Below are 26,522 nucleotides of genomic sequence, written 5' to 3'. Positions count from 1 at the left end.
ACTTCTATTTTACACGAAGCGAGTGTGGGTTTTTTTGTATTTTCTAGATGTCGCACTTAATAATACAATTTGTCATAAATAAAAAAGAAGCTCCCCAAAAAAGTATTATTTTGGGGCAGCCTCTTTGTATGTCGAAAATAAAAAAATTAGATTTGCTGGCAGTCTTTTTTATATTACTTTTAAAAAAATAATTCTTCTTTACTTTGTTAAAACAAAGTTTTAGTTTGTACATTATCTTTTTGAATTTTCCTAAGAATATTTTTCCTTTATTTAACTAATTAGTACATTAATTAATCAGAAATATTCACGATTTTTTATGGATTTTAATAAAGTAAAGTGAGTGGGTCTTTTTACGACTGCCCATAGTCTACAATTGACAAGAAGGTGATATAAATGAATTCTATCTTATTTGTTTGCCATGGAAATATATGCCGCTCACCTATGGCAGAGGCACTCTTCCGTGACCTCTTACTTAGACATAACTTGAGTACTAAGGTTAAGGTCGATTCAGCCGGAATAGGTAATTGGCATTTTGGAAAACCTCCACACCAAGGAACGTGTGAGGTTTTATCAAAACGGAAAATCCCTTATGAAAATATTACTGCAAGACAAATAACAAAAGAAGATTTTAATAAATTTGACCTTATTATCGTTATGGATGAAAGAAACCAAAAGTCGATCAAGGAACTAGCCGGGAACAAAGCCATAAACGTCCATTACTTGTCAGAATTTATTACAGAGAGTGATTGTATCGATATTCCTGACCCTTACCACACCGGGGAATTTGAAAAAGCTTATCAATTAATCCATGCAGGATGTCAGGGTTTATTGAAAAAAATTCTATCGAAGGAAATTTTGTAAAATTCATATATTATTATAGTTCATCCTATCCCTTGTCCATTTTATCTCTACCCGTGTATTCTTATAACCTGAAATGCTTCAGCATAATCGGTGTAAATTGATTGTCCTCTGTATGTTGCCTTTGTCGAAAGAAATTGGGGAGTAGTGGGATGATTTTTTCCGCCAACCTGTGTCCTATAAGCTGCTAAAGCTTTTGCTTTTTTTTCGACCTGCTCTGGCTTAAGCGGGACAAATAAATTGGGTGAAAAAGAAAGCTCACCATCGGTTTCATATACGAGTACCGATCCGTTCCAATAATATGGTCTTATTGCCGTTAAAGCAGCCTCGTGCAAAGCTGTATGATCCTGATGTTTCGTTAACGATGGAATATAGATCACTGTTGGTTTAAATGAATCAATTTCCCTTTCAATTTTTGATACCAACTCTATTCTTGGTATCACATCCAGTTTACTATGGTATTTGATTTTTTCATTATCGGTATACATGATACTATGATCAGTCACACCTAATATTTCATAAGCCTTTTCTAACTCTTTTAAACGGACCATTCCACTGTATTCTTCATATAGATTATTTTCTTTGTGAAACTTCTGATAAGTACCGTATACAAATGTAGCTATAACAACTCGAACAGCACTTTGGTTTTCCAAGTATTTCTGGATAACCCCCCCGCATCCGATAACCTCATCATCTGCATGAGGAGCCAATATTAAAACCCTTTGATTTTCATATTGTATAGCTTGCACTATTTTCACACTCCTTCTTTTCAATAAAGACCAGTAATAAACTTCAAAAATTCCTCTTGTCTTGTTGACTAAGGGGTCTTTCTATTTGGTTACCTTTTGTTGTCGAAACTTTGAATAGAAGAAAATATTGTACAAATCAATTCTTTAACGGTATAAATATTTGAATTTTAAGGAACCAATTTTACTAAGGGAATAAACAGAAAGTACTTCAAATAGTCAATCACCCCAATTATCCACATTTGAGCTAATTGAGTTATTTAACGTCAGACGCCATTCACATTAATTATTGTATTTGCATAAGAAAGAAAGGACAGGGCTATCTACACGCTGTATATAAAAAAATATAAAAAAATATATAAAACTATCATAAAATTTTTACCATTAGCTTCTACTGCCATAATAACGATTTTGATTACCCTACATTAGGCCGAAACAATATAAATTACTGCTAATGTATCTTCTTCTGTGTTTGATAATATTCCAACTAACAAAGTTGCAACATTAAACACAACTGTCATTAAGCCTAGCAAGCAGAATAAGTTTTGGCTAAAATCACCACTCAAAAAATCATAAGTGATTCCCAAAAAACTTGACCATGCTAAAACACCCCCTTGGTTGGCTTTCCCAGACCAACCAAGGGGGTTCACATAACTTTTAAAAATCTACTATTGCTTTTCTGATTTTTCCATTCTTAATATAATGTATCCAGTAAATACTTTGCATAAGCTAATGGTGTTGTATGAGTAGCTTTCCATGTTGATTCCATTTTGGCATTTCGAAACGTTATCCTTAAATCCCGTGCATTACACTCAATAAACATCGGGAATCCCTCTTCAGTAATACCTATATCCATTCCAAGATCAGCTAAACCGCTTAATTCACTTGATAATTGTTCGGCAGCCTGTAACGAAAATTTTTCAATTGCCTTATAGACTTGGTCTTTATTAAGATTCTTTCCCTCTAATAGCACATCTAACGGATAGACTTTTCCTCCCCTCGCAACATTCGTTACATAATTTCCTCCATTAGCGACTTTCCCAACAATACCTGTCACTTGCCAATGTCCCGTCTGATTTTTTTGAACGGATACCCGAAGGTCGAATGGATTCCCTTGATAAGATGCCAGTGGAATTCTTTGTTGAACTAGAAAAGTACGTTTCCTAAGAATATCCAATAAATTTTGTGGTAATTGGTTCCCAAAAGTAAGACTTTCGTATTTTTTTGTTGCTCGATTTCGAAAGGTCCATTTGTATTCATCATCCTCTTTACTAATAAGCATGACACCAAGCCCTAAACTGCTATTATTTGGCTTAATAATAAGTGAATCAAAGTTTTCCAGCATTTGAAGAATATTATTTTCATCTGCTATTAGCGTCATCGGTAAATGTTTGTGCAGTTCATTGTTCTTTAGAAGTATTTCGTGAACTAGTATTTTACGATAACGATTCTTTATATTAAAAACTATGATACCATTATTCATTAACTGCTGGACCTTTTTATAATCCCTATTGGAATTAAATAATGCACGGTTATGAATCACTCTTGGTATAGGAACACTTTGTTTCATGTATTTGTTATTTTCACCTTTAACATATGCCTGTACTTGATTTCCCCTTGGTTCAATATCCTGGATCCGAAAAAAACAGGGTATAAAATCATACATAATCCCCGCTTCTTCATAAAAGGAAAGGTGTTCAAATCCCGTTCTTCCACGTGGAATGCCATTATATATTATATTGTCTAATAGTATACCTACATACGGTCTACTCATTTATCCAAATGCCTCCTATAAATTTATTTCTCTACCACAAATGAACCAAAGATAGATTGAATCTATGATTCAGCATTAGCTTCATATCAAATGCCCGTATGCAAAATTCATAAGTAAATTGATTTTGACTAAAAACAGCTAAACTTCTAAGAATATTCACTAATGCTACTTATTCGGTTTTGACATCACCTTATAAAGATTTAAACCGAGTTCTTAATATGAATATGAAAAAATGACCACTATGTATAGGCATATCATTAGCTTCCAAACCCTATAATTCATTGGAACAGAGCAACACTCACTGATTTTGTCTGTATCCCATTACTTATGGACAATTTGTCATTGCTTTATTATGAAAAGATGCATAAATCTGTCTCAGACTTGGGTAAACAACCAAGCAATTTCCCACTATACTGAATAGTTTATAAATAAGAAAAGGATTTGATTGTTCTTTATTAAAATGGTTGGTTTTGAATAAAAATTTAATGATGCACTTGGAAATTCCATAGTTATATATAAAATAAGTTCATGTAGCATGGAGAAAATCTTTAAAAATACTGAGGAAAAAAGATAAATATTATTCTCAATAATGATTTCTTTATATAGTTGGATGGACGAAAAGAGCGGGAAAAAAATAATGTACTAATATACTACCTTTCAAGAGACAGCGTTTGGAAGGTGTTTGAATTAATTAATGATATTTTGGTTCTTTTTTATCTAATGAACTCAAAAGCATTAAATAATACAATTTCCGATATCAAGTATTATTGTATTTCAAGTTAATTTTGCAATACATTGTCAAGGCTCGCTGTTCGATCATGATTTCATCAACCTTTCTATCTTTTCTTTTAAACTAGCTGGAGCTGCTTTAACGGTATTTAGGAGGTCGGCAAATATGCCGGTAAGAGATAAATTGACCAATTTTGTGTGGAAAACGCCAAATTTTTATTAGAGCATGATGAAGTCCTAATCACATTCTTTATAAATGAATACCCTAAAAATACAGAAAACCATATTTTTTATTCGTCATTAAAAGCTGATTACTGAAATCTAATAATCATGATTAAATATAGGAAGTTTCATCCAAGAAAGGAGTGCCAAGTTGAAAGGAATTATAGTTGCTGGGGGTAGTGGATCTCGACTTAGTCCTTTAACAAAAGTTATTTCAAAAGCTCTTTTACCTGTCTATGATAAACCGATGATATACTACCCCCTCTCAATTCTAATGGAGGCAGGTATACGTGAAATACTAGTTATAACAACTCCCGAGGATAAATTAAGATTTATGAAGTTATTAGGAGATGGATCCCACTTAGGAATCTCGATAAAATATGAAGCCGAGCCATCACCAAAAGGGATTGCACAGGCTTTTATTATCGGTGAGCAATTTATTGGCGATGATAATGTGGCTTTAATATTAGGTGATAATATTCTTTTTGGAAATGCTCTTTCTGCCCGCCTTCAAAAATCAATCACAAAGAAAACAGGTGCTACCGTTTTCGGATATTATGTAAAAGACCCTGAAAGGTATGGAGTCGTAGAATTTGATCTAAGCGGCAAAGCTATTTCCTTAGAAGAAAAGCCTAAAAATCCGAAATCAAACTACGCGGTAATAGGATTGTATTTTTATGATAACCGGGTAGTAGAATTAGCAAAAAGTCTATTACCTTCTGAACGAGGGGAATTGGAAATTACGGACATTAATAAGGCCTATTTATTTATGGACGAGCTAGATGTTGAAGTGTTGGAAACAGGATTTACCTGTATTGATACTGGTACACATAGTTCATTGTATGAAGCTTCACAATGTATAAAGATATTTGAAGAACATCAAAACATTAAAATAGGATGCATAGAGGAAGTAGCCTATAAAAAAGGATATATAACGAGAGAGCAGTTAATTTCTTTAGCCAATTCCCTGCTTAAAACTGATTATGGAAGTCACTTAAAGAAAATTGCAACAAAAAATAGAAATGTATTTTAAATTAAAGAAATAAACTCTTTCTGCCTTCTCCTATTTTTTAACCATTTCAAGTCCCTCACTCTATTATTGGATAATCCAGACCCCAAAAATTGAAATTACAACAAGTTGACAAGGTCAGATGCTTAAATATCTTGAATATGATCATTTACAATTGTGAAAAGCGCGATTATGGTTAATAAATTGCATTTTCTATTTATTAATATTGTTAGAGAATCGGTTGGGAGTCGAATCACTCCCTGCTTAACGTACTCCAATAACGTATCTATGTACCCATTACTCAATTTCTTATTCATGTTTCTGATTGTATCCTGCCTTTCTTAAAAATACGGGAGGAATTAAAATATTCAACTAAAAAAGGGTGAAAAAAATTGAAAGTTCTTGTTACAGGAGGATTAGGTTTCATCGGGTCACATCTTGTTGACCAATATATTCATAACGGATATGACGTTGTTGTTCTAGATAATCTATCAACTGGGGCTTTGTCTAACCTAAATCCAGATGCCCGTCTTATCAGCATGTCTCTTTTAGATGTTACTCTCGAAGAATGTTTGCGTAAAGAAAAACCAGACATAATAAACCACCACGCTGCACAAGTTAATGTTAGAAATTCAGTCAGCAATCCTATTTACGATGTAGAAACGAATTTGCTTGGGACTGTTCGCTTGCTTCAAGCAGCAGGCAAAGTCGGAATAAAAAAATTCATATTCGCTTCTTCAGGAGGCACTGTTTATGGTCAAACTCCTAAAATAGCTTTGCCAGAAACTTTTATTACTAAACCTGTTTCACCATATGGTATTAACAAACTTGCATCTGAATTTTATATTGACTTTTACGCTAAACAATACGGTTTTCAATCAATCATTTTGCGTTATTCAAACGTATATGGATCAAGGCAAAATCCAGCTTCAGAATCCGGGGTAGTTTCTATTTTCGAAAACCGTATAAGAAACGGTTTGCCTCCCATTGTGTATGGGGATGGAAAACAAATTCGTGATTATATTCATGTGAGTGATGTTGTGGCGGCAAATATACTGGTTAGCCAATTGGAATCTCTCCCACACGAAATTTTAAATGTTGGAACTGGCAAAGGAACATCATTAAATGAGCTTCTCGCCTTGTTTTATCGACTATATCGTGGTTCAAAACCCCCAGTTTATACAAATGCTAAAGCAGGGGAACTCAGTTTCAACGTATTATCAATTAACAAATTAACTTCCTTGGGATGGTCTCCCAAAATTAGCCTCGAAGAAGGCATTATACAACTCTCCCAGGAACATGATTAAAGAATCTGAGTACGCCAAAAGGCATCCAATTAATACATTGGATGCCTTTTGGCTATTCAGGGTTTAAAATATCATACAGGACATATTTATAACCGTTGCTGGACTTTTAATACTAAGGGAAAACTATCTGTCTAAACCTAGATTACCATTATTATATTTAAATATCTTCACTCCAAATAGTTATACTTTCATATTTAAAAAATTCGTCTTGTAATATGTGTCCTTTATTCCAAGGTTTACTTTTACCGGTAAAGTGAATGATTGCTGGCTTAAAATCGTTCATCTTTTTTTTACTACTTTTTTTCTTTTTAATTCTCATAATCCTTTTATATAATTCTGTTGTGAAATTCCATTTCATATCCAACGGTAGCCACTTACTATACAAAACAGCATTTAACGCATCCTGATCTAGAAAAATAATAATACTTTCGTTATTTTTTAAATAATCTACTACAGCTTTAGTTGTATGATTTTCACGCCATTTATCAAGATTTATTAACATGACACCAGAGTTAAAATACATTCCTTTTTTGGTGGGCAGAGACAGAGCTCTATGCCTTCTTTTATTAAATTCATTAACCGCTGCTACGAAATAGTCCTCTATATTAATTTTCCATAGTTCAGTAATATCTTCATTAAGAATAATATCACTATCCAAATATATGGCTTTACGAACCTCAGCATTAAGAAGGTCAGGAATGAGTAATCTATAATATGCTTCTTTTGTTAAGTGATTTGTGAGTTTAAAGTCCTCAAAAAGTGTGGGAGAAGTATCAAAAAACTTTAATTCTAATCCGAATCTTTTTATGGACTCATTTAACTTAAACTTATTAATATCAGACAATCTACCAATGATATTAATGGACATGGGATTGTTTGATTTCTTATTTTCTAACACGGAAGTAAGCATGACAGCTGTGGGTTTTGCATAATTATCATTGCTCGTAGTAACTATTTGTATAGTTTCCAATGTTCTTCACCTTTTTCTTGTTCAAAAGATACACAGAAAAATATGCTTATATAATACAAATAACTAATTGTAAGCTGATATTTGAAAATTCAAGGTATTTGAATAGTGAATAAATTTTTTCCGAATGATAGACCCCTCCTTCTTAATTGACGCAAAAGCCTACGTTTTTTTGAATTAACAACAATTCCATCGATTTCATTTGATTTGTATAATGAATAAGCTTCTTCTATATCATTTGACCGTGGGTCAGGAAAGCTCATCGTTATATAATGATTTTTTCCTTCCAAATGACTCCTATAAAATTCGTAGTTTTTTTCTGTGCCTAGTAATAACAATTTTGGTTTCCTATTTAAATGATTAAATCTTAGCTCTGAAATATTTTTAAAGGTACTGAGTAATACCTCGTTCCTTGTATCGATTTTATCACGATGTGCAAGAGAGTTTTTACGTACTCTATATTTATATAAAACTTCCGGCACCCTAGAAATCCCCCCCATTTCAAACATTCTAGTCCATAGATCGTAATCATAAGCAATTTTGAATATTGGATCATATCCTCCAATTTTTTCAAATACACTCTTTAAGAAAAATCCGGTACCATTGCAAAGGGGAGTGCTGTAAAATTGTTCCTTCCTGAAATTTTTTTTATTGTTAAAAAAGGATTCCTCCCATTGAAGAAACTTTTGATTAATTTTATCATTCCCGGGTATACATTGAACTAATGAACCAACAACTACAAGTCTAGGATCCGATTTAATAAAATATAACTGAGTTTGCAATCTATGCTCTATGCTAACATCATCAGCATCTTGGAGTGCAATCCATTTGCCTCTTGCTTCATTAATTCCAATATTTAAGGCATTTGCTGCCCCTCCATTCCTTTCTAAATGAATTGCCTTAACTCTGGAATCCGCTATATTGTCCAATATTTCTCTTGTCTTATCATTGGATCCATCATTTACAATAATATATTCAAAATGTGAATATGTTTGTTTAAGAATACTCTCAATGGATTCCTTAAGATACTCTTCTCCGTTATATACCACTGTTACCACCGATATTTCCATAAATCTCACTCCTTACATCATCCGTCCATTTATCAAGTTATAAAAAAAGAAGAAAATAGTTTCATATGATTTTTGATTTTAATTAGGTTTCTTAAACTCTATAAATTTCCCCTTAGGTTGGGGCTTCAAATATAAGTGGATTAAAAATAATTAATACCTCCAGCTGCAACAGAGCGTAACATTTAAGTGATGAGCAAGAATCGAAAAAACATCATTGAATTGATAGAATAAATGCTCATACGTTGGATGAATTAAGGTAAGTCGAAGTGATTGTTTCTAGTCAGTGGGAACTCAATCATTATGTGAGCATGTATCAACCTTAGGAAGCCTTTTTCGTTCTTTTCGTCTGGTCTGTTATTCTTTGAGAGCATAAAGTATCTTGATTTATTATTTTTAAAAAATGAATAATAACACCATACAGTAAATTTTAAAAGTCACAATAAAGTGTTTTAAACTCCTGAAAGGTCTGCAATTTTTTATCTTTTTCAGATAATATAATTTGATTTATACCCTTCATTTTCCAGTCAATGGCTAAAATCTCATCGTTCCATAAAATACCTGAATCGTGCTCAGGGAAATATTTATTATCACAAAGATAATAGAAAGTCGTATCATCCTCTAATGATAAACAACCATGTGCAAAACCTCTTGGAATATAAAGCATTCTTTTATTTTCTGATGATAACATTACAGAAAAATGTTTACCGAAGGTGGAAGAACTTATTCTTAAATCTACTGCTACATCAAGGATTTTACCTTTTGCACATCTAATAAGTTTAGCCTGAGACTTATTACTTTGATAATGAAGACCCCTTAAAACACCCTTTTTGGATGTTGTTTCAATTTCCTCAATAGGTGAAAAATCAATACCATTTTCTAAGAAGATATTTTTTTCAAAGGTTTTTTTCATAATCCCACGTTCGTCGTAAACGGTAAAAGGTTCTATAAGAATAAGACCTTCTAATTTTGTTGGGAAAAATTTGTAATTAGTAAACATTTCTATGCAACTCCAATGGGAATTTTTTATATCGTATAAAAATTATTTTGTCGATTAATCATTCTTTCGCGTAGTCCTAAACTTTCGTTTGCCCTCTTAAAAACCTAACAATAAATAATTTATGCACTAACTCCAACGCTAGTGTATTTGTTTTATATAAAGATCGATCCTAAATTAGTTCTTTTCAAAAAAGGCCTATTTTTGCTAGAAGCTTGAACAAATTTATTATTAATTGAATAAAGATAAGTTAGTACCGCTAATGGAAATATCTGAATATTGAACAAGCATTTAAAAAAGTGAATGAGAGGTGGTAGGAATGAAGGTAGTCATTCTTGCTGGTGGATTTGGAACAAGAATAAGCGAAGAGTCTCATTTGAAACCTAAACCTATGATAGAAATTGGTGATAGTCCAATACTTTGGCATATAATGAAAATTTATTCATTTTATGGTTTTAATGAATTTATTATCTGTTTGGGATATAAAGGATATAAAATAAAGGATTATTTTCTAAACTATTATCTTTATAAATCAGATGTCACAGTAGATTTCACTCATGGAAATCAAAGTATAGTTCATAATCAAAACGCAGAGCCATGGAAAATTACCCTAGCTGAAACTGGGTTAGAGTCGATGACAGGAGGTAGGGTAAAACAGGTTCAAAAATTTATTGGAAATGAACCTTTTTTATTAACCTATGGAGATGGAGTTAGCGATGTAAATATAAATAAGCTCATAAATTTTCATAAATCACACGGTAAGTTGGCAACACTTACTACTATTCAGCCAACAGGCAGATTTGGCTCATTGGATTTATCAGAGAAACAAGAAGTCTTAGAATTCAAAGAGAAGATAAAAGGAGATGGAGGATGGATTAACGGCGGTTTTTTTGTTTTTGAGCCAGAAGTTTTTGACTTTATAGATAATGAAAAAACAGTTTTAGAAAAAGAGCCGCTTGAAAGGCTTGCCGAACTTGGTCAGTTAATGGCCTATAAGCATACCGGCTTTTGGCAGCCAATGGATACTTTAAGAGATAAAAACTACTTAGAGGAGCTCTGGAAATCGGAAAAGGCTCCTTGGAAAATATGGAGTTGAAATGAGGTTCAATGCAATGTTAAATAAAAAATTTTGGAACGGAAAAAAAGTCTTTGTTACAGGCCATACAGGATTTAAGGGCTCATGGCTCTGCCTATGGCTCCATTATTTAGGTGCCAATATTACTGGGTATTCCTTAAGTCCGCCAACAAATCCTAATTTATTTGATTTATGTAAGATAAACGAGATTACAAACACCGTATTTGGCGACATTAGGAATTATACGTTACTTAATACCGTTATTTCAGACTTTGATCCAGATATTATTATACATTTAGCTGCACAGCCATTAGTAAGAGAATCTTATTCCAATCCCATAGAGACATATGAAACAAATGTATTAGGGACAGTTAACGTATTTGAAGCTGTAAGGGCACTATCGACAAAGTCAAATAAAAAGAGGGTAATAGTAAACGTGACCTCTGATAAGTGCTATGAAAATAAGGAGTGGCTCTGGGGATATCGTGAGGATGATAAATTAGGCGGCTTTGACCCATATTCTAGCAGCAAAGCTTGTTCGGAACTCGTTACCTCATGTTATCTTCAGTCTTTCTTTTATCGGAATAATCAATATGGTATTGCTCTAGCTTCTGCAAGAGCGGGTAATGTAATTGGCGGCGGTGACTTTGCCAAAGACCGCCTATTACCAGACTGTGTAAGATCCTGCCTTGATAAAACGGAAATTATTATAAGAAATCCGAATTCATTAAGACCATGGCAGCACGTATTAGAACCACTAAGCGGATATCTCTTACTAGCTGAAAAACTCTATAATGATGGTTATTTGTATCAAGGCAGCTGGAACTTTGGTCCATCTGAAAAAGATACTCTAACTGTAAAAACAATCGTGGATATCTTTTTAAAACAATGGGGAGAATCCGCTTATATAAAGATACAGGGAGATAATGCTACTCATGAAGCCAAAATCTTAAAGCTGGATTGTTCCAAGGCAAAACAGCTTTTAGGCTGGGAGCAGCGTTGGGATGTAGATGAAGCCATAAATAAGGTAGTACTATGGACAAGGGCGTTCATTAATAAACAAAACTTAAAGAAAGTTTGTTTAGAACAAATTGAAGAGTTTGAACTAAAGTCAAAACAATAATCGTGAACTTCTATGGCACAAAGAACTTCCGCTCATTTCATTTCCCAACAAATAGGGAAATCTACGATATTAATTTTATCAAACTTTAACTATATTAATTGCAAAGTTTCATTTAAGATCTGATTTACCGACCGAAAGAGTATATTTATTTTCATAAAGCAGTAAAGTTCTTAACATGATTAAATGCTAATAAACAAATTCAAAAAACCTCAACTGATATTAAAAAAATGAGGGATGCAATGTGAAAAACAAACGAAATCCAATTCCAGTTGGGTTCTATAGGAGATTAGAAGATTTTATCTATTCCGAAAAAAGCAATATGAATTATTTTAAAGAAATATATCCTCAAACCGACGTACCAAAACACATACAAGAATTTGAATTAGGTCCAAATGTATATATTGGATTGTGGTCCCAAATAGAAAATTGGTGGAACCCCAATTATTTTGAACAAGCATATGTCACCGTATTAGAACAAGCTAGAGTTGTGGGGAAACGCGGATCCATAATTACAAATGACAATAAAATAATTCACGATTATTCATACGAATGGGTATGGCAAAACCCTGAGGAACATACTCTTTTTCAAGAAAAAAAATTGTATCCCATTTCAATGTATTTGAAAAACGCAGCCATTTTAACACTCACATTCACTACTAATTATTATCATTGGTTAATAGATACAATACCTAGACTTCATCTTTTGGAAAAAAGCGGATTAAACATAGAGAAATATATTGTCAATTCTCCAAAAGAACTCGAATTATTGAACCTGTTCGGTGTACCGTCTGACAAAATCATCGTACCTAATGATAAGACTCATTTGCAAGTTGAAAATTTGATTATCCCTTCACAGTATTACGTAACACCAAAATGGGCATGTGATTTCATTAGAAATAAGTTTCTTCCGCCTAATATCAATTTTGAAAAAAGGAATAAGAAAATATATATTACTAGAAATGGAATTGAAACCGCTAGCAGGAAAATTCTCAATGAAGAAGTTATTTTTAATTTCCTACAAAAAGAGGGGTTTGAAAGATATGAATTAGAGAAAATTAGCATAGCAGATAAAGCAAAATTATTTTCACAGGCCGAATTTGTAATAGGTCCTACTGGAGCAGGTCTCACCAATCTGATCTTTTGCAACCCAGGAACCAAGGTAATTGAGATTTTCCCCTCTAATTTTGTACCCCCACAATTTTACCTAATCAGTCAACTATATAATTTAGATTATCATCATTTACTTGAGACTAACATAGGTACATCTAATGTGACGAACTTTCATGATATTATTATCAATGAGTCAAGGTTTTTTGAATACTACCAAAATTTAAAATAAAAAAACATGCATTGATAAGGGCCATGATACGAATCATATCATGGCTTTACTTCTTATTTACTCATTATTCTTTTCCGTCTTGTTAACTAGCTTATTTTTCTGTCACCCATGGTTTGAAATTTCCTTTTTACAAAGGAACCAAATTCACTTAAAATCACCGCTCATTGACCGCTGACTGAGGCATATGCTGTAGGTGGTCTAAAATTGCTTGTGCTAATACTTTGTTATAAATAGGCACTCATTCAAAAAACGGTTTTTTGTTGTAATGAAAAGATATCCACCCACCTTCTCTTAAGGTTTTTTGAAATGACTAGTAAGATAAATGGCACCAAAAATCAAAGAGGAAAATAGCTTTATAGTGAATACGAATTACATTAAAGGCTAAGTATAGAAAGGCGTAATTTTTGTGCCCTCAACCACAAGTAAAATGCTAAGGGAGAAGAGAATACAGCTTCAGCCTTAAACCAACTGAAGAAAGGAGACCAATTGGGGAATTAAATGATTTTAATATACTAAAATTTAATATATACTTCAAAGAACAATTTCATAAAACAGATTTTATTACTTTTATTACCATACTATTCATATTCGATTTTAAGGGTTCACTTCAATCTCCTATGCCATTCAGCCGTCAATCTAATACCCTCATTAAACGGCACCTCAATCTTAAACCCGGTATCCTTGCTTAGGTTTTCATTTTTCAAATCTTCAATTGACATATAAACACCACTATTTTTATGTCTTCCAAATCCTAGAGTAGCATCAGGTTTAACGATATCCTTTAATTCTACTAAATAATCTTTTAGTGGTATCACTCTACCGCTGCCAATTACGTATTGATTATAACTTTTTCCTTTTTCTGCGATATATCTGTATGCCCTAGCTACATCAGTTATGTATATGAAATCATATAACTGATCCGCCTTTGTTAATGCAGGTTCATGGCCATTAATTAATTGCCGAATAACATTATTTACTAAACGGTTTGATAATTCACCTATACCATAGGTATTTGTAAGTAATGGCCAAAAAAATTCCATGTTAAGTTTGCTTGCTTTTAACTTACAAAAGAAGTGAGCTGCCAGTTTCGCAGTTTTATATGCATTACCTTGATTTTTCGTTTCTTGCTCTTTTGGCATTTCGATTAAGCACTCTTTTTCCTGTATACTTCCCGCTCCAATGAAACGAGTGCACCTAGTTTGGTATGCTAGATCCATGGCATCCAGCGAAAATTTAATGTTGCTTATTTGTATATCATAGTTAGATTGCTTTTCTCCAGAAACTCCTTCCCACCCTAGATGAAAAAAAACATCATAATTATCATTTATTTTTCTACTTGCATCTTTTAAAGCAGATAAATCATATTCTACTATCTCAACATTTGCTATATTTTGTAACTTAACTATGTTTTTTGAATCTGGCCTTATCATTGCTAATACTTTGTATCCGTTATTAACCAAATCTTTGACTAAGTGGTGGCCGACAAAACCTGTAGCGCCTGTAACTATAGCTTTTTTCATAATAATCACTCCTTTTATATCGTGTATGTGGATTACAGATTGTCCTATGATAACTTATTTACTTTTTACAAACTTTTAATGGCGCTAACTCCTTTTATTTTTTCTACTTGAGTGGAATTCAAAATCTCTCTTTGGAAGAAATTTAGTGTACTGCCATAAAAAAGCCTGCTTTACTTTTGTTTGGGGTTCCCAACATAGCAAAAGAGGCTCCATAATCTTTTGGATATCACCCTTCAATCCGGGAAATAATGTGTAACTTGTTCATTTTTACTGTCCGCTTTTAACCAATTACGGCGAACATGTACACAACAATTTGCGAAGTTGACGTCTGCTATTTTGACATAGGCAGATTTAGGTATCCACATCCTGATAGCTTTTGGGCTTCGAGTTGTTTTGCAGCCTCACCCTTTGAGAATTCGCCTGATGATGTTCGTGTTCCTCGGGTCAGAATTTTGCCTCCAGCTTCCTTCGGATTCCACCTCGCGTTTGACACCCTTGCTCTTGGTAATGGTTGTCGCTATCTCCCCCATAACGGACTTTCACCATCTAGCGAATGCCCATGCGCGACGCACAATGAAAAAAGGCATTGGAGACCCCAATGCCTTTTTCAGCAACTATTTTATAATTTCGACCGATACTCAGCCAATCTTCTTACTGCCAGTTTTTCACAAGCTAAAAACAATAAATTTCTTTCCTCACATTGCTCCTTTGTTAAGACCTTTTTATATTCATGAATGTGATTCCATAGATCATCTGAAGAATCCCAGAGAGAAAGTAAGGCTAATTCAGGGTCGGCCATCCCAAATTTTTCATATAAAAATACATAAAACGGCGGGTGACTGAAATGAGGTTTTCGTCTTTGTTGAGGATGTTCTTGATGAAAACCGACAGTTTTCCCAACGCTTTTAAAGGTGTAGCCCTTTTTGTAAAGTCTATAACCAAACTCCCAGTCCTCCCCTCGAATAAGCCGGTCATCAAACCCTCTTTCCTGCAAAAAGATATCCTTTGGAATGGAGACACAACGAGTAATAAAAAGCAGCCATGGGGCAACTTCTGTACTTAAAAAAGCTTCCTTCACATTGTCAGGAACAACCTCCCATTGCCGCACCAATGGATAGATACAATTAAAATTTGACCTGAGGTCCTCAGGTTTAATCACAGGTGTCACCTTTTTGGGGGAATCTGTTTGACCTACAATATCCCGAAACAATTTACGTTCCCTGCGTGAGAAATCCGGAAAATAATGAGTAAAAACCATATTGAAACAATAAGGGGTTCCAGAGATAATGGCATTTTTATGCTGGGATTGCAAAAGATGGAAATCAGCAAGGAAACTGGGAAGGACAAGTAAATCTGCATCACAAAAGATCAAAATATCACCTTTTGCATAGGATGCACCAATATTTCTTGCAACTCCCTGTCCTCTCCGCTCTTCCACGCGGATGTATTGAAGGGGATACTTCCCTGAAAACTCTTTGACTACCTCTGCCGTTACATCTGTCGAACAATCGTCTATAACAATGACCTCAAACTGAACAAATGTCTGTAGTTCAAATGCAGTTAATGTCAGCCGAAGCTGTTCAGCACGGTTAAAGGTTGGGACTATTACACTGTATAAGATTCCCACCTTCCTATCCCCTCCTATTTAAAGACATTCCATAGGAAAAATAAATTATCATTATAAATGAGTCCGGCCCTTTTTAAATACCTCAAGACTTTGTTATGAAAATAAGATTCTAACACGATTACACCGTCTAACTTATTTTGGTACAGGCTTTTCTTGACACTATTGATTTCTTGCAATGATGGACTTGTAACATATCGCTCTACCCGAAGCCCATCAATACCCTGAATGGCATGTCGATAACTTTCGCATCCCTTTTCACAGCCAAACACAGCTAATCTTGGCGTAAGCCATTTTATATTTTCAGATGAAATCTGCATCACTTCCTTACAGGTTTCCCCTTCGTCCTTACGATGGAGCGATTTATCATGTACCCTCCATTTATAAAGCACCTTTGGAATTTTTACAATTGGCTTTTCACGCATAAATCTCATCCAAAGATCATAATCAAAGGCAATTTTGTACTTTGGATTATATCCCCCGACTCGCTGAAACAAATCCTTTGAGAAAATCATCGTTCCATGACAATTCGGATTTCCAAAAAAGCGGACATTCCTAAGGTCCTGAGCAGTTTGATGATGGTTGTAGTCATCCTCAATTTGTTTCAGTCTTTCCAAGGTGACAGGCGGAACACCATTAATGCACTCAATCAATGTCCCAACAGCTGAGTACTGAGGATCCATAAAGCGAACCTGCTCTTCTAATCTTGTTGGAAGGCTGATATCATCCGAATCATGAACCGCAAGCCAGTCACCCTTAGCGTGACTGGCCGCAATATTTAATGCAGTAGCGGCCCCCTGATTTTTTTCAAGATGAATTATATTTGCTTTATTAGCAAATTGCTCTAGAATATTTCTTGTTTGGTCGGTCGAACCGTCATTAACTATCACGAGTTCAAAATCATCATAAGTCTGCTCGAGAACACTTAAAATGGCTTCCTGTAAATGCTTTTCACCATTATATACGGCCATTATCACAGACAGCATCCGAACTACATCCTTTCACTTACCTATTTTGAAAGAATAAATTTGATAATTCAAAGGGAATTTTATTTTTAAAAAGATGAGTTTTTTCGCGGAAAATCACCCGTGACTCCTGATTTATATATTCACCGCTCCAAAAATAATCAAAGCTCCAAAGACGATCCTTATACTTTTGATTTCCAGCTTGTTCCAAGTCCTGTTTATACTCAGCTAATAAAGAATAAAGTAGATTTCCTTTATCCTTTACAAACTCCTTTAAATATTGTTCAAACCAGCTTCCTATACCGGAAAAATGAATAAAACGGAGCGCCTCACCGTTAACCTTCTTCTCTCCCTTTTCTACATAGAGATTCCTTTTTGGTAAATTCCAATTTCCAATGTTATAGCCAGAATGCTTTAGAATATGAACCCTAAATAATCCCGGAGCTAGATCAATCCATTTTTGGTCTAAAAAAAGCCCTCGTTTGAGATCAAGGTAACAAAAATGATAGAGGCGTTCATTCCACCATTTAAGAAATTGTTCCGCCTCTTTAGAGCGGCGCAGAGCAATAAACCCCATATTGAAGCTTCCCACTCGAAGTTGATTCTCTTCAATTCGTATAATTTCAGAAATATGGTCCATGGGCTCAAGGTGATGCGGAGTCAGTATAATAGCCTCATTTTTCAAAATTTCCTCAATTTCTTTAAACCGGCTATATATCTTGACATCAGAATCGATATAAACAAATTTTTCCCTGTCAGGGTATTTGCCCATAGTATAAATTAGTAGCTGAGCCTTTACCGCACAAGCTGCCTCATAAATGGAATACTTAAATATGAATGAATAAAATTCATGAATTCCCATTTCCTTTGGTAGAACTACTTCATCGAAATAAGGGCAGCTTTCAGCCTCTTTCATCATCTCAAGTTCCAGAAGGCAGACGATTAACTTCGAGTCAGGCATATGCTCTTTTAACGATTTTGCCATCGTAATTGCTTTTGCCATATGGTTGGCACAGACTGCCGTACAAAATATCAAGCCCTCACTCCCTTATAATAGCGGTGCGGATGATTTTGAAGCCAATTCCAAGTAGATTCAATCATTTGTTTAAGTCATTCTTCAGTGTCCATCTTAAATTAAAAATTTCTCCAACTGTTGGATTTTTCAACAAATATTCTAATTCTAATATATGTGCATTGGCTAAATCGGAGACATGAATATACTAATTTAGGTCAAATTCCAAAGTAAAAAACAAAGCTTATGATGATCTTATGACCAATAATCCTGTCTTCTCATTTATATTTCTAAAATAAACAAGTTCCCAAAAGGCCCATTACCTTTAATGGATTTTTCTATACCTTAGTGTTTAGTTAGAATAGTCCGAATAAGGTTCATAGTTATACAGTTAATTGATTATTTAAGGAAGTGGACCTTTTGTAAGGATGGCTTTCTGCCCCTAATAGCAGTGTTTAAAACATTAGCCACTCCTTGATGTTCATAAAAAGATGATCTTCAATTGGAAATAATCTGGTTGGATACAGGATTTCACGTAATCCTAAGGAAATCTTCGCTATTCTAACGGCCATTACCAGTGTAACCAGTATTTCTTTTTTAGCCCCTTTAAATAAAATTTCGTTACATTACACGATGGATAAACATATGATTTTAGCGTGTCGATTGGGGGGTTTTTGGCGAAAAAACTACATCCGCCTGTAGGTATTTATTCAACGGTTAAAGAGTGGTTTGATGCAAAAGTCGAACCATTTTTCGAAAATAGTTTCACATAGGAAATTTATCCGGTTTACCATTTTTCTAGACAAATTGAGAACCCGTCTGTAAGCTATCCTAAATATTTATCCGGCCTTGGTAAGTGGGATTCCGGAAGTACGGGTATGGGGGTATAACGGGTCGATTATTACGCCAGACAATTTGCTATGGGAACATTCTATTGAATGGGTACCCCAATTTTGGTCGTTCCATTTTTTTGAATGATCCAATTCCATCCATTACTGACCAGATTTGAAATTGCTGCAGATTTAACTCATATCGAGAGCAGAAACTATTCCTTTTGGATGTATGAGGTGCTGCCCCGTTTTCGTTTGCTGAATGAAAGTGGGATTAAGGGGGACCAATATATTGCGGGCTATGAACCGGAGCATGTCCCCTTTCAAGAGGAAACCTATAAGAAACTCGGTATTGATAAAGTGTTCCGAACCTATAATGAGTTCCTTGCAAAGGTGGAAAAGCTGATTCTTCCTTCCCAGCCTGATTTTTTAACCAAATGGGATATGATTTTCTCCGCAATGCCTTTCTTGGATCGGAACCGCTGCCGACACCGAACAAGCGAATCTATATTCGGCGAAAAGGAGCACGCCGAATTTTAAATGAACAGGATGTCATTGGGATGCTGGTTGAATTGGGCTTTCTTGTAGTCGATCTAGAAACGATGACGGTTGCAGAGCAGGTGGCTCTTTTCTCAACATCCGAAGTGATTACTGCCCCACATGGAGAAGGGCTTACAAATTTAACCTTTTGCCAGCCGGGAACAAAAGTACTTGAAATCTTTTCTCCCGCTTATATCATCTGTCTCTATTCGATGATCAGTTCCTTTGGTAATCTTAAACATTATTATTTTATTGGTGATTACGGAAAACGTGGCCCCGGAATGAAAGAGGATTGGTCCGGATTTGACAACATGAAGATTAAAATGCAGTTTTCTTAAGCCAGCCCCGGAAGTAGGAACTGGCTTTTTTCAACGGCTCGCGCGCAAGCTATACTGCTATCCCTAGTCTGTTATTGCTGCGATTACAAGTTCGATCAAGCAAAAACCCCGTTGCACCATGAAATTAGAAGAGTTTGCAAATTATAGAATACTCTCTGAACTTATTTCATCTATTCATTACATAATTTATTGAGCAATCTCTTCATTGATCCACTCTTATTAACTATTAAATCTAATATTAATACCCAATCAAATAGTTTTAGTTTGAATAGCATATAAAAGAAATTATTTAATGCATTTATTGAGACAAGATACTTTTTATTAATGAAATAAAGAAAAAATAAGGGGTGTAGAAGTGAAAAAAATTGTGATATCTGGGGTGGCTGGTTTTCTGGGATCTCACCTCGCTAAAGATCTAATTGATCAAGGAAATAATGTAATTGGGATCGATAATCTTTATACAGGGAAGGAAAAGAATATAACCGATTTAAATAAGGATCAATTCACCTTTATTAATACTGATATTTGTTCAGATGAATTATTAAAGCATCCGTTATTAAAAAATGTCGATGAAATTTACCACTTAGCATCTCCAGCATCCCCTAAGTACTATCAAGCTCGTCCTTTCGAAACAATCAACGTAAACACGATCGGAACTATCAATATGCTTGAATTAGCAAAGCAAAATGGAGCCAGAATTCTTTACTCCAGTACCAGTGAGGTATATGGTGACCCCGAAATAAGCCCCCAACCTGAAACCTATAGAGGGAATGTCAATACCTGGGGACCAAGAGCTTGTTATGATGAATCAAAAAGATTAGGAGAGGTTTTTTGTTATCTTTATTACACTTTATTTAATGTAAAAGTTAGAGTAGTCCGGATTTTTAATACCTACTCAGCCGGTTTAGCTAATGATGATGGCAGAGTTATTTCAAACTTCGTCACTCAAGCCTTAACAGGTGAAGATATAACCGTTTACGGAAATGGCGAACAAACCAGATCATTTTGTTATGTTACGGATACAATAGATGGTTTTAAAAAAATGATGGAAAGTGAAACCGCAAGTGGGGAAATTATTAATATTGGAAATCCAACAGAATATAAAATCATTGAAATTGCTCATCTTGTTAAAAAACTAACAAACTCCGAAAGTAAAATCATATTCCTCCCATTACCTGAAGATGATCCAAAACAAAGGAAACCAAATATTCAAAAAGCAAAAATGCTTCTTAATTGGGAACCGAAAGTTTCTCTAGAGGAAGGTCTAAAACAAACTATAAAAATGTACAAAGAAAAACTGGTAAACTGAAAGTTTGTTGTTGTTTGGAAATTCACCAATAAAATACCAAATAGTTTTGTGTCTATACCCCTTCTCGAGAATCAACAAAAAGTAGAAAGGTTCGATTAAAATTGAGAAATATTGCTGTGATAGGAACAGGATATGTAGGTCTCGTAACTGGCGTATGCCTCTCTGAAATTGGTCATTCTGTGATTTGCATTGATGTAGATAAAGAAAAAGTAAAAAAAATGAAAGCTGGAATTCCGCCTATATATGAGCCCGGTTTAGAAGAGTTAATGCACAAAAATATCAAAAATGGACACCTTGACTTTACGTCTGATTATGCAAAAGGATTAAAAAATGCTGAGGTTATTTACATCACAGTTGGGACCCCTCAAGATATTGATGGCTCAGCTAATTTACAATATATTAAGCAGGCAGCCAAAGAAATCGCCCTACATGTTACTCATGATGTAATTGTTGCAACAAAAAGTACAGTACCTGTAGGAACAAATGAACTTGTTTATAAAATTATTCAAGAAAATTTGATAGAGAACGTCCAGGTTGATATTGTTTCTAATCCTGAATTCTTACGTGAAGGATTTGCTATATACGATACTTTTAACAATGACCGAACTGTCATTGGAACAAATCAAGATCATGCAGCCAAAATAATGGAAGAAATTTACCAACCATTGAATGTTCCAATTTTCAAAACGGATATTCGTAGTGCTGAAATGATTAAGTATGCATCGAATGCTTTCTTAGCAACGAAAATTAGCTTCATTAATGAAATTGCTGTGATTTGTGAAAGAATTGGTGCCAACGTTGAAGATGTTGCTTATGGAATGGGACAAGATTCGCGTATCGGTCCAAGATTTTTAGAGGCTGGAATTGGCTACGGCGGATCGTGTTTTCCTAAGGATTCCATTGCTCTGGTTCGATTGGCTGAAAATGCGAATTATTCTTTTAAAATCTTAAACTCTGTTATTGAGGTAAACAAAAAGCAACAGCTGCTACTTCTGGAAAAAGCAAAAAAACGGTTCGGAAGTTTAAAAGGAAAGAAATGCGCAATTTTAGGACTTTCTTTTAAGCCAAATACAGATGATGTTCGTGAGTCGGCATGTATATATATTTCAAAACAATTGATTGATGAAGGTGCTGATGTTTTTGCTTATGATCCAATCGCCATCGAAAATGCCCAAAAAGTATTAGATCCAAAAGTTAAGTATGGCACAAACATAGGAGAAGTACTTCAAGGTGCTGATATTGTTTTCATTTTAACAGATTGGCAAGAATTCATTGATTTTCCATTAAATAAATATTCAGTTTTAATGAAAGAACCTATCATTTTTGATGGTCGTAACTGTTATCCATTAGAGGATGCTAAACAATATCCAATAGAGTACCACTCCATAGGCAGAGAAAGTATAACCAATAATCAAAACTAACCTACTAAAAAGATTGCACAAAACTCAAGCAGATAAATCACTTCTCATTCTGTTTACTGTCTGTATGTCCAACCCTTTTTTAAGCCTCACTTTTAAAACCACCGACTTTTCTTCATAGTAAAATCCCCTTCGAGATAGACAGTTGCGAACATATAAGATGTTCTCTTTTTTACTGTCTACTTTGAAGGGGATAATTTCATATATCAGATTTTTTTTTAAGATGATGTATTATTATAATTTATCCTAAAACCCGGCAAGAGCTTTTGCATATTCCAGCGGCGACTTAAAAATACTTTCTCTGAGTTTATAATCCCGTATTTCCCTAAAAATTTTATGTCCATAACCCGCGTTAACTTCAAGGAAATAAACATTCCCTTGACTGTCTAATATGAAATCGAGTGCAACATCCCCAAAATGTCCCAAATTTATGTCCATGCTTTGGCCTGCCAGGATACAGGCTTCTACAATTTTTTTGGCTGCCTTATCAGCATTTTCTCTTTCAAAGCCATAAAACTCCTTTAATGCTTCATTTCCGGGTAATATTTGTTGCGTATACCTAATATTTGTTATTACACTATTCGGTTGGGCCAGCCTGCCAATAAACCCGCTTACCTTCCATTCCATACTTCCGTCCTTTTGAAGATACGCACGAAAATCGACTTGTTTCTGATTCGCTTGGTAAACTACACCTTGCTGTATAATATACCCACTTTTTGTAATTAAACTTTCCAGAAAGGACTTCAATTCGATTTCTGTTTCAAACTGATCTTTTTTCTGAGTATCCTTTAAAACTCTTGTTACTTCATATAAGTTCTCCAATTTCTTGACTTGTATTATCCCGTAGCCTCGTGATCCGTATCTTCTTTTTAAATACAGGACGCCATATGTGTTAAGCATTGTGAAAAGTTGTTTAAAGTCTTGGAATTTTTCTGTATAGGGAACTTTCGATTTAGTTTCCGGGTTGTTGAATAGAGCAGAAAAAAATTCCCATTTTCCTGTTCCACTGCTATTGATGAATCTGCCATTAGTTAATTCTTCAAACAGGCGCCGGTACCTCTTGCCGACACCCCCTGTCTTCTTGTTAAAAACAGCACTTGGAATTGGAAAGGTTCCTTCCTCCCAACTTTTTTTGGGGTTATTTGAGTTATAATAATAACCCTTTATAGACTTAGCCCCTTCGTATACCTCTGATAGTGGAAAAATAATAACCAATCCTTTAATTTTATGATAATCCTTAACCCAGGGCAGCAGAATATTTCTGCTTCGGTTTAAATGGGGAAAATTGTTCCCTCTAACAATACCAAGCACAGGCCCGATGTGAAGTTCTTTTCCCTCCTTTCGGTATTCAAAATCTATATCATCCGGTACCGTAAACGGTGCCATTAGACTGTATGATATACCCATTCTATTTTCTTCAATGTCCTCTGAATAACCGATTTCAACTTCTCTATTCCAGGCACCGAAATGAACAACAAGCTTTTCACCTTCGTTCACATTCATATTTACTCCCATTGATTGATTGAAATAAATCTTTTCATCAATTATTGTTTCCATTTTTTTGATATACACTTACGCACCTTCTCATTCTTGAAAAATTGAGACAAAAAGAATCTGAAACTATAAATATTGGTTCCCTTCCCCGTAACAAAACAAATAAAAAAATGTATTTCGATTCCTCTCTATCTTATATATGTTATTTCAAAGACTGAGTACGTAAATTCCTCACTAATTTTTTCAACCATGAATAGAATATGGTAGTACAAAACTACTCAAAAAGGTAAGAATATCCAATAAGACTAGGCCAATTTTTTAGGGGAGAGTATGATGGAGGAAACGAATGAAGGCCATGGAATTTCCATCGTTGCTTGTACAAGTAAAGAAGGATATATGGATAATATTTTTTCAAATTATCAAAATCAAATATTACAAGAAAAAACAGTGATTCTCTTGATGTAAATGAATGGCTGAAAAAAGCGGAAAATTATTAACATGTCCGGGTGTGCCAACTTCCATAGGAAACAACACTGGGAAGTTGTTTTAAACTTTGGTATTGATAAAGCAAATTTTAAATTTGTGGCTAAATGGGATGATGATGATTATTATGGCCCTGCTTATCTAGATGAAGCCTTAAAAACATTTGAGAATACAAATGCTGATAATCTTGGAAAAAGAACAATTTTCATGTATTTTCCGAAAACTAAGAAATTACGATTGCTATTTCGGGGTCGTGAATTTAAATTTGTTAAAAGAGTATTAGGCGGAACCCTTATTGCTAAAAAAACAGTAATGCAAGAAGTCCCGTTTTTAAATATATCATTGCATGAAGACAGCAACTTTATAAAAAATGCCAGGGCTAAAGGATATCGTATCTATCGACAAGCAAAAATAATTATGTATACTTCAGATGAGATTCAAATAAGCACACATGAATGCCTACAAAAGGGTATTTAAACAAAACATCGCATCACATTGGTTATTTTGATGATTTTAAAAAGATTGTCGATCAGGATATTTTTGGTTAAGTCTTACGGTGTATTTTTGCAATTGCTTAGACATTTTAATATAAACTTAAACGAGTTTACATTAACGGATCTTGTTTTTTCTCAAAGAAATGCCTAGGATAAAATTGTCCGAGGCATCTTTTTTCATTCTTGAATAAAATTTTTTAAATTTACGAGTAAAATGATTTTTTATTCTTTAACATCAGTGACTTTTTACCTTTTACGCATTTTCTTTATTGTATAGTACATCGTTTTATCTGCTAGTTTCATAAAGTAAGATAATCCAGGATTTAAGTTTGCCTCGATAATCCAAATGTGCCCGTCACTGTCTATCCCCATATCAAAACCATATATAGGATGCCCTTGATAAATTGGCTCTAATGTTTTCGTTGCAAGCAAGGCAATTCGTTCTAATTCTGATACAAGTTTTTCACTATTATCATCCACTTTATGAATATTGGAGGCTTTGATCGCTTCGGCAACAGGCAATATCGATCCACTTCTCAACTGATTATTATTATTTGTTACAAAGAAGCCTTGCCCGGCTAATTTTGCAGCTTTACCAGTTACAATCCAATTATTCGAGTTCTTTTGTTTTTGAACAATGACCCGAATATCAAATGGACAGCCCTGGATATTGGCTAGGGAGATATACCTCTGAGCAAGATAAGTTCTTCGTGGAGCTTTTTTATTTTTAAAGTAGGAATAAGCATAATTCCTTCCAATAAATACCTCCCTACTATTTAAGTAATGAATTTCAAACTTATCTGATTCAACTTCAGATACTTTAAAAATCTTTCTTCCCCTACTGCCATCTATAGGCTTTAAGATCACTGAAAGATACTTATCAACAAAGTCCCATAGTTCCTTCTCTGTTGAAAACCTCGTCGTTTCGGGAAGATGTTTTTCAAGTTCTTTATTTTTGATTAAGGTTGAATATTTTTCCCATTTGTCCCATATTGGCATTCTTCATCCTACCTTTCCCTGGAGCAGTAACCTATTTTTTGCACATACTTCTCTAATAATGTTAAAAACAACACAACAACTGAATACACTAATCAATGTATGGGAGAATGGAAATTTGGCTTGGACAATATAAGGCTAAAGGAAAATAATCACTGTAACTTCTGATTTATATGATTCCAAATCCTTAGCGTTCCGAATTTTTTTAAATACAGGAATCCATATTTTTATTTTGCACTGTTAAGAGCTGTTCAAAGTTTATGAATCTTTTGGTTGCCAGATGATA

23 protein-coding genes are annotated in these 26,522 nt (G+C 34.3%); 12 read left to right on the top strand and 11 right to left on the bottom strand.

All coding sequences use genetic code 11. The annotated features are described in order from the left end of the window. Nucleotides 1-393 precede the first annotated feature (393 nt). Complete coding sequence (locus AC3WR0_RS22970; protein ID WP_492554455.1) at nucleotides 394-861, top strand: low molecular weight protein-tyrosine-phosphatase; 468 nt, start codon at nucleotides 394-396, stop codon at nucleotides 859-861. 47 nt (nucleotides 862-908) lie between these two features. On the opposite strand, the gene AC3WR0_RS22965 is transcribed toward AC3WR0_RS22970, so the two are convergent. Both AC3WR0_RS22965 and AC3WR0_RS22960 read right to left on the bottom strand, forming a co-directional pair. Then, nucleotides 909-1,607 carry a PIG-L deacetylase family protein gene (locus AC3WR0_RS22965; RefSeq protein ID WP_492554454.1) on the bottom strand — a complete coding sequence of 233 codons (699 nt, stop codon included), beginning with the start codon at nucleotides 1,605-1,607 and terminating at the stop codon, nucleotides 909-911. Nucleotides 1,608-2,298: 691 nt separating this feature from the next. Continuing rightward, nucleotides 2,299-3,378, bottom strand: a complete 1,080-nt coding sequence (locus AC3WR0_RS22960) for a YheC/YheD family endospore coat-associated protein (protein ID WP_492554453.1) — start codon at nucleotides 3,376-3,378, stop codon at nucleotides 2,299-2,301. 1,102 nt (nucleotides 3,379-4,480) lie between these two features. Between AC3WR0_RS22960 and rfbA the strand changes: the two genes are divergently transcribed. Both rfbA and AC3WR0_RS22950 read left to right on the top strand, forming a co-directional pair. Continuing rightward, nucleotides 4,481-5,362, top strand: a complete 882-nt coding sequence (gene rfbA, locus AC3WR0_RS22955) for a glucose-1-phosphate thymidylyltransferase RfbA (RefSeq protein WP_492554452.1) — start codon at nucleotides 4,481-4,483, stop codon at nucleotides 5,360-5,362. A 368-nt stretch (nucleotides 5,363-5,730) separates the two neighbouring features. Continuing rightward, nucleotides 5,731-6,645 carry an NAD-dependent epimerase/dehydratase family protein gene (locus AC3WR0_RS22950; protein ID WP_166026515.1) on the top strand — a complete coding sequence of 305 codons (915 nt, stop codon included), beginning with the start codon at nucleotides 5,731-5,733 and terminating at the stop codon, nucleotides 6,643-6,645. Between the two features lie 157 nt (nucleotides 6,646-6,802). Here AC3WR0_RS22950 and AC3WR0_RS22945 read toward each other — a convergent pair whose 3' ends face one another. The 3 genes from AC3WR0_RS22945 to rfbC form a co-directional block, all read right to left on the bottom strand. Continuing rightward, nucleotides 6,803-7,615: a glycosyltransferase family 8 protein gene (locus AC3WR0_RS22945; RefSeq protein ID WP_492554451.1), complete on the bottom strand. Its 813-nt coding sequence runs from the start codon at nucleotides 7,613-7,615 to the stop codon at nucleotides 6,803-6,805. A gap of 89 nt (nucleotides 7,616-7,704) precedes the next feature. After that, on the bottom strand, nucleotides 7,705-8,682 hold the full coding sequence (locus AC3WR0_RS22940) for a glycosyltransferase family 2 protein (protein ID WP_492554450.1): 978 nt from the start codon (nucleotides 8,680-8,682) through the stop codon (nucleotides 7,705-7,707). A gap of 427 nt (nucleotides 8,683-9,109) precedes the next feature. Next, entirely contained in the window at nucleotides 9,110-9,679 is a 570-nt protein-coding gene (rfbC, locus tag AC3WR0_RS22935; RefSeq protein WP_492554449.1) for a dTDP-4-dehydrorhamnose 3,5-epimerase, read from the bottom strand. Between the two features lie 316 nt (nucleotides 9,680-9,995). Between rfbC and rfbF the strand changes: the two genes are divergently transcribed. The 3 genes from rfbF (at nucleotide 9,996) to AC3WR0_RS22920 (ending at nucleotide 13,213) form a co-directional block, all read left to right on the top strand. Then, a complete protein-coding gene (gene rfbF, locus AC3WR0_RS22930; RefSeq protein ID WP_492554448.1) occupies nucleotides 9,996-10,772 on the top strand; it encodes a glucose-1-phosphate cytidylyltransferase in 777 nt (258 codons plus the stop codon). A gap of 16 nt (nucleotides 10,773-10,788) precedes the next feature. Continuing rightward, nucleotides 10,789-11,874 (top strand): CDP-glucose 4,6-dehydratase, encoded by a 1,086-nt coding sequence (gene rfbG / locus AC3WR0_RS22925; RefSeq protein ID WP_492554447.1) that lies wholly within the window; start codon nucleotides 10,789-10,791, stop codon nucleotides 11,872-11,874. Nucleotides 11,875-12,115: 241 nt separating this feature from the next. Beyond that, nucleotides 12,116-13,213, top strand: a complete 1,098-nt coding sequence (locus AC3WR0_RS22920; protein ID WP_492554446.1) for a glycosyltransferase family 61 protein — start codon at nucleotides 12,116-12,118, stop codon at nucleotides 13,211-13,213. Between the two features lie 602 nt (nucleotides 13,214-13,815). On the opposite strand, the gene AC3WR0_RS22915 is transcribed toward AC3WR0_RS22920, so the two are convergent. The 4 genes from AC3WR0_RS22915 to AC3WR0_RS22900 all read right to left on the bottom strand — a co-directional run bounded on the left by AC3WR0_RS22915 (nucleotide 13,816) and on the right by AC3WR0_RS22900 (nucleotide 18,358). Then, on the bottom strand, nucleotides 13,816-14,733 hold the full coding sequence (locus AC3WR0_RS22915; protein WP_492554445.1) for an NAD-dependent epimerase/dehydratase family protein: 918 nt from the start codon (nucleotides 14,731-14,733) through the stop codon (nucleotides 13,816-13,818). A gap of 619 nt (nucleotides 14,734-15,352) precedes the next feature. Further along, nucleotides 15,353-16,360, bottom strand: a complete 1,008-nt coding sequence (locus tag AC3WR0_RS22910; protein ID WP_492554444.1) for a glycosyltransferase family 2 protein — start codon at nucleotides 16,358-16,360, stop codon at nucleotides 15,353-15,355. Between the two features lie 14 nt (nucleotides 16,361-16,374). Continuing rightward, entirely contained in the window at nucleotides 16,375-17,343 is a 969-nt protein-coding gene (locus AC3WR0_RS22905; protein WP_492554443.1) for a glycosyltransferase, read from the bottom strand. Nucleotides 17,344-17,362: 19 nt separating this feature from the next. Further along, a complete protein-coding gene (locus tag AC3WR0_RS22900) occupies nucleotides 17,363-18,358 on the bottom strand; it encodes a glycosyltransferase (protein ID WP_492554442.1) in 996 nt (331 codons plus the stop codon). Between the two features lie 950 nt (nucleotides 18,359-19,308). Between AC3WR0_RS22900 and AC3WR0_RS22895 the strand changes: the two genes are divergently transcribed. The 4 genes from AC3WR0_RS22895 to AC3WR0_RS22880 all read left to right on the top strand — a co-directional run bounded on the left by AC3WR0_RS22895 (nucleotide 19,309) and on the right by AC3WR0_RS22880 (nucleotide 22,772). Next, nucleotides 19,309-19,704: a glycosyltransferase family 61 protein gene (locus AC3WR0_RS22895; RefSeq protein WP_492554457.1), complete on the top strand. Its 396-nt coding sequence runs from the start codon at nucleotides 19,309-19,311 to the stop codon at nucleotides 19,702-19,704. After that, nucleotides 19,602-20,042 (top strand): glycosyltransferase family 61 protein, encoded by a 441-nt coding sequence (locus AC3WR0_RS22890; RefSeq protein WP_492554441.1) that lies wholly within the window; start codon nucleotides 19,602-19,604, stop codon nucleotides 20,040-20,042. Before AC3WR0_RS22895 ends, AC3WR0_RS22890 begins: the two co-directional genes overlap by 103 nt. 355 nt (nucleotides 20,043-20,397) lie before the next feature. Next, nucleotides 20,398-21,351, top strand: a complete 954-nt coding sequence (locus AC3WR0_RS22885; protein WP_492554440.1) for a UDP-glucuronic acid decarboxylase family protein — start codon at nucleotides 20,398-20,400, stop codon at nucleotides 21,349-21,351. A 101-nt stretch (nucleotides 21,352-21,452) separates the two neighbouring features. After that, the gene (locus tag AC3WR0_RS22880) at nucleotides 21,453-22,772 is read left to right on the top strand and encodes a UDP-glucose dehydrogenase family protein (protein ID WP_492554439.1); all 1,320 of its coding nucleotides are present in this window, start codon (nucleotides 21,453-21,455) and stop codon (nucleotides 22,770-22,772) included. Nucleotides 22,773-23,015: 243 nt separating this feature from the next. Here the strand turns inward: AC3WR0_RS22880 and AC3WR0_RS22875 are convergent, their stop codons facing one another. Further along, complete coding sequence (locus AC3WR0_RS22875; RefSeq protein WP_492554438.1) at nucleotides 23,016-24,341, bottom strand: YheC/YheD family endospore coat-associated protein; 1,326 nt, start codon at nucleotides 24,339-24,341, stop codon at nucleotides 23,016-23,018. 252 nt (nucleotides 24,342-24,593) lie between these two features. Here AC3WR0_RS22875 and AC3WR0_RS22870 point away from each other — a divergent pair, with 252 nt between their 5' ends. Together AC3WR0_RS22870 and AC3WR0_RS22865 are read left to right on the top strand one after the other, a co-directional pair. After that, on the top strand, nucleotides 24,594-24,728 hold the full coding sequence (locus AC3WR0_RS22870; RefSeq protein WP_492554437.1) for a hypothetical protein: 135 nt from the start codon (nucleotides 24,594-24,596) through the stop codon (nucleotides 24,726-24,728). A gap of 33 nt (nucleotides 24,729-24,761) precedes the next feature. Next, entirely contained in the window at nucleotides 24,762-25,223 is a 462-nt protein-coding gene (locus tag AC3WR0_RS22865) for a hypothetical protein (protein ID WP_492554436.1), read from the top strand. Nucleotides 25,224-25,486: 263 nt separating this feature from the next. On the opposite strand, the gene AC3WR0_RS22860 is transcribed toward AC3WR0_RS22865, so the two are convergent. Continuing rightward, nucleotides 25,487-26,239, bottom strand: coding sequence for a YheC/YheD family protein (locus tag AC3WR0_RS22860; RefSeq protein ID WP_492554435.1), 753 nt, complete (start codon nucleotides 26,237-26,239; stop codon nucleotides 25,487-25,489). Nucleotides 26,240-26,522 lie beyond the last annotated feature (283 nt).

This window comes from Neobacillus sp. FW104-15D2 (assembly GCF_058790155.1).
This window is presented reverse-complemented; position numbering and strand designations above follow the sequence as displayed.

Coding starts and splice junctions, on each gene's coding strand:
- AC3WR0_RS22970 (WP_492554455.1), top strand. CDS start 394: ATGAATTCTATCTTATTTGTTTGCCATGGAAATATATGCCGCTCACCT.
- AC3WR0_RS22960 (WP_492554453.1), bottom strand. CDS start 3,378: ATGAGTAGACCGTATGTAGGTATACTATTAGACAATATAATATATAAT.
- AC3WR0_RS22940 (WP_492554450.1), bottom strand. CDS start 8,682: ATGGAAATATCGGTGGTAACAGTGGTATATAACGGAGAAGAGTATCTT.
- rfbC (WP_492554449.1), bottom strand. CDS start 9,679: ATGTTTACTAATTACAAATTTTTCCCAACAAAATTAGAAGGTCTTATT.
- rfbF (WP_492554448.1), top strand. CDS start 9,996: ATGAAGGTAGTCATTCTTGCTGGTGGATTTGGAACAAGAATAAGCGAA.
- rfbG (WP_492554447.1), top strand. CDS start 10,789: ATGTTAAATAAAAAATTTTGGAACGGAAAAAAAGTCTTTGTTACAGGC.
- AC3WR0_RS22915 (WP_492554445.1), bottom strand. CDS start 14,733: ATGAAAAAAGCTATAGTTACAGGCGCTACAGGTTTTGTCGGCCACCAC.
- AC3WR0_RS22905 (WP_492554443.1), bottom strand. CDS start 17,343: ATGCTGTCTGTGATAATGGCCGTATATAATGGTGAAAAGCATTTACAG.
- AC3WR0_RS22895 (WP_492554457.1), top strand. CDS start 19,309: ATGATCCAATTCCATCCATTACTGACCAGATTTGAAATTGCTGCAGAT.
- AC3WR0_RS22890 (WP_492554441.1), top strand. CDS start 19,602: ATGGGATATGATTTTCTCCGCAATGCCTTTCTTGGATCGGAACCGCTG.
- AC3WR0_RS22870 (WP_492554437.1), top strand. CDS start 24,594: ATGATGGAGGAAACGAATGAAGGCCATGGAATTTCCATCGTTGCTTGT.
- AC3WR0_RS22865 (WP_492554436.1), top strand. CDS start 24,762: ATGTCCGGGTGTGCCAACTTCCATAGGAAACAACACTGGGAAGTTGTT.
- AC3WR0_RS22860 (WP_492554435.1), bottom strand. CDS start 26,239: ATGCCAATATGGGACAAATGGGAAAAATATTCAACCTTAATCAAAAAT.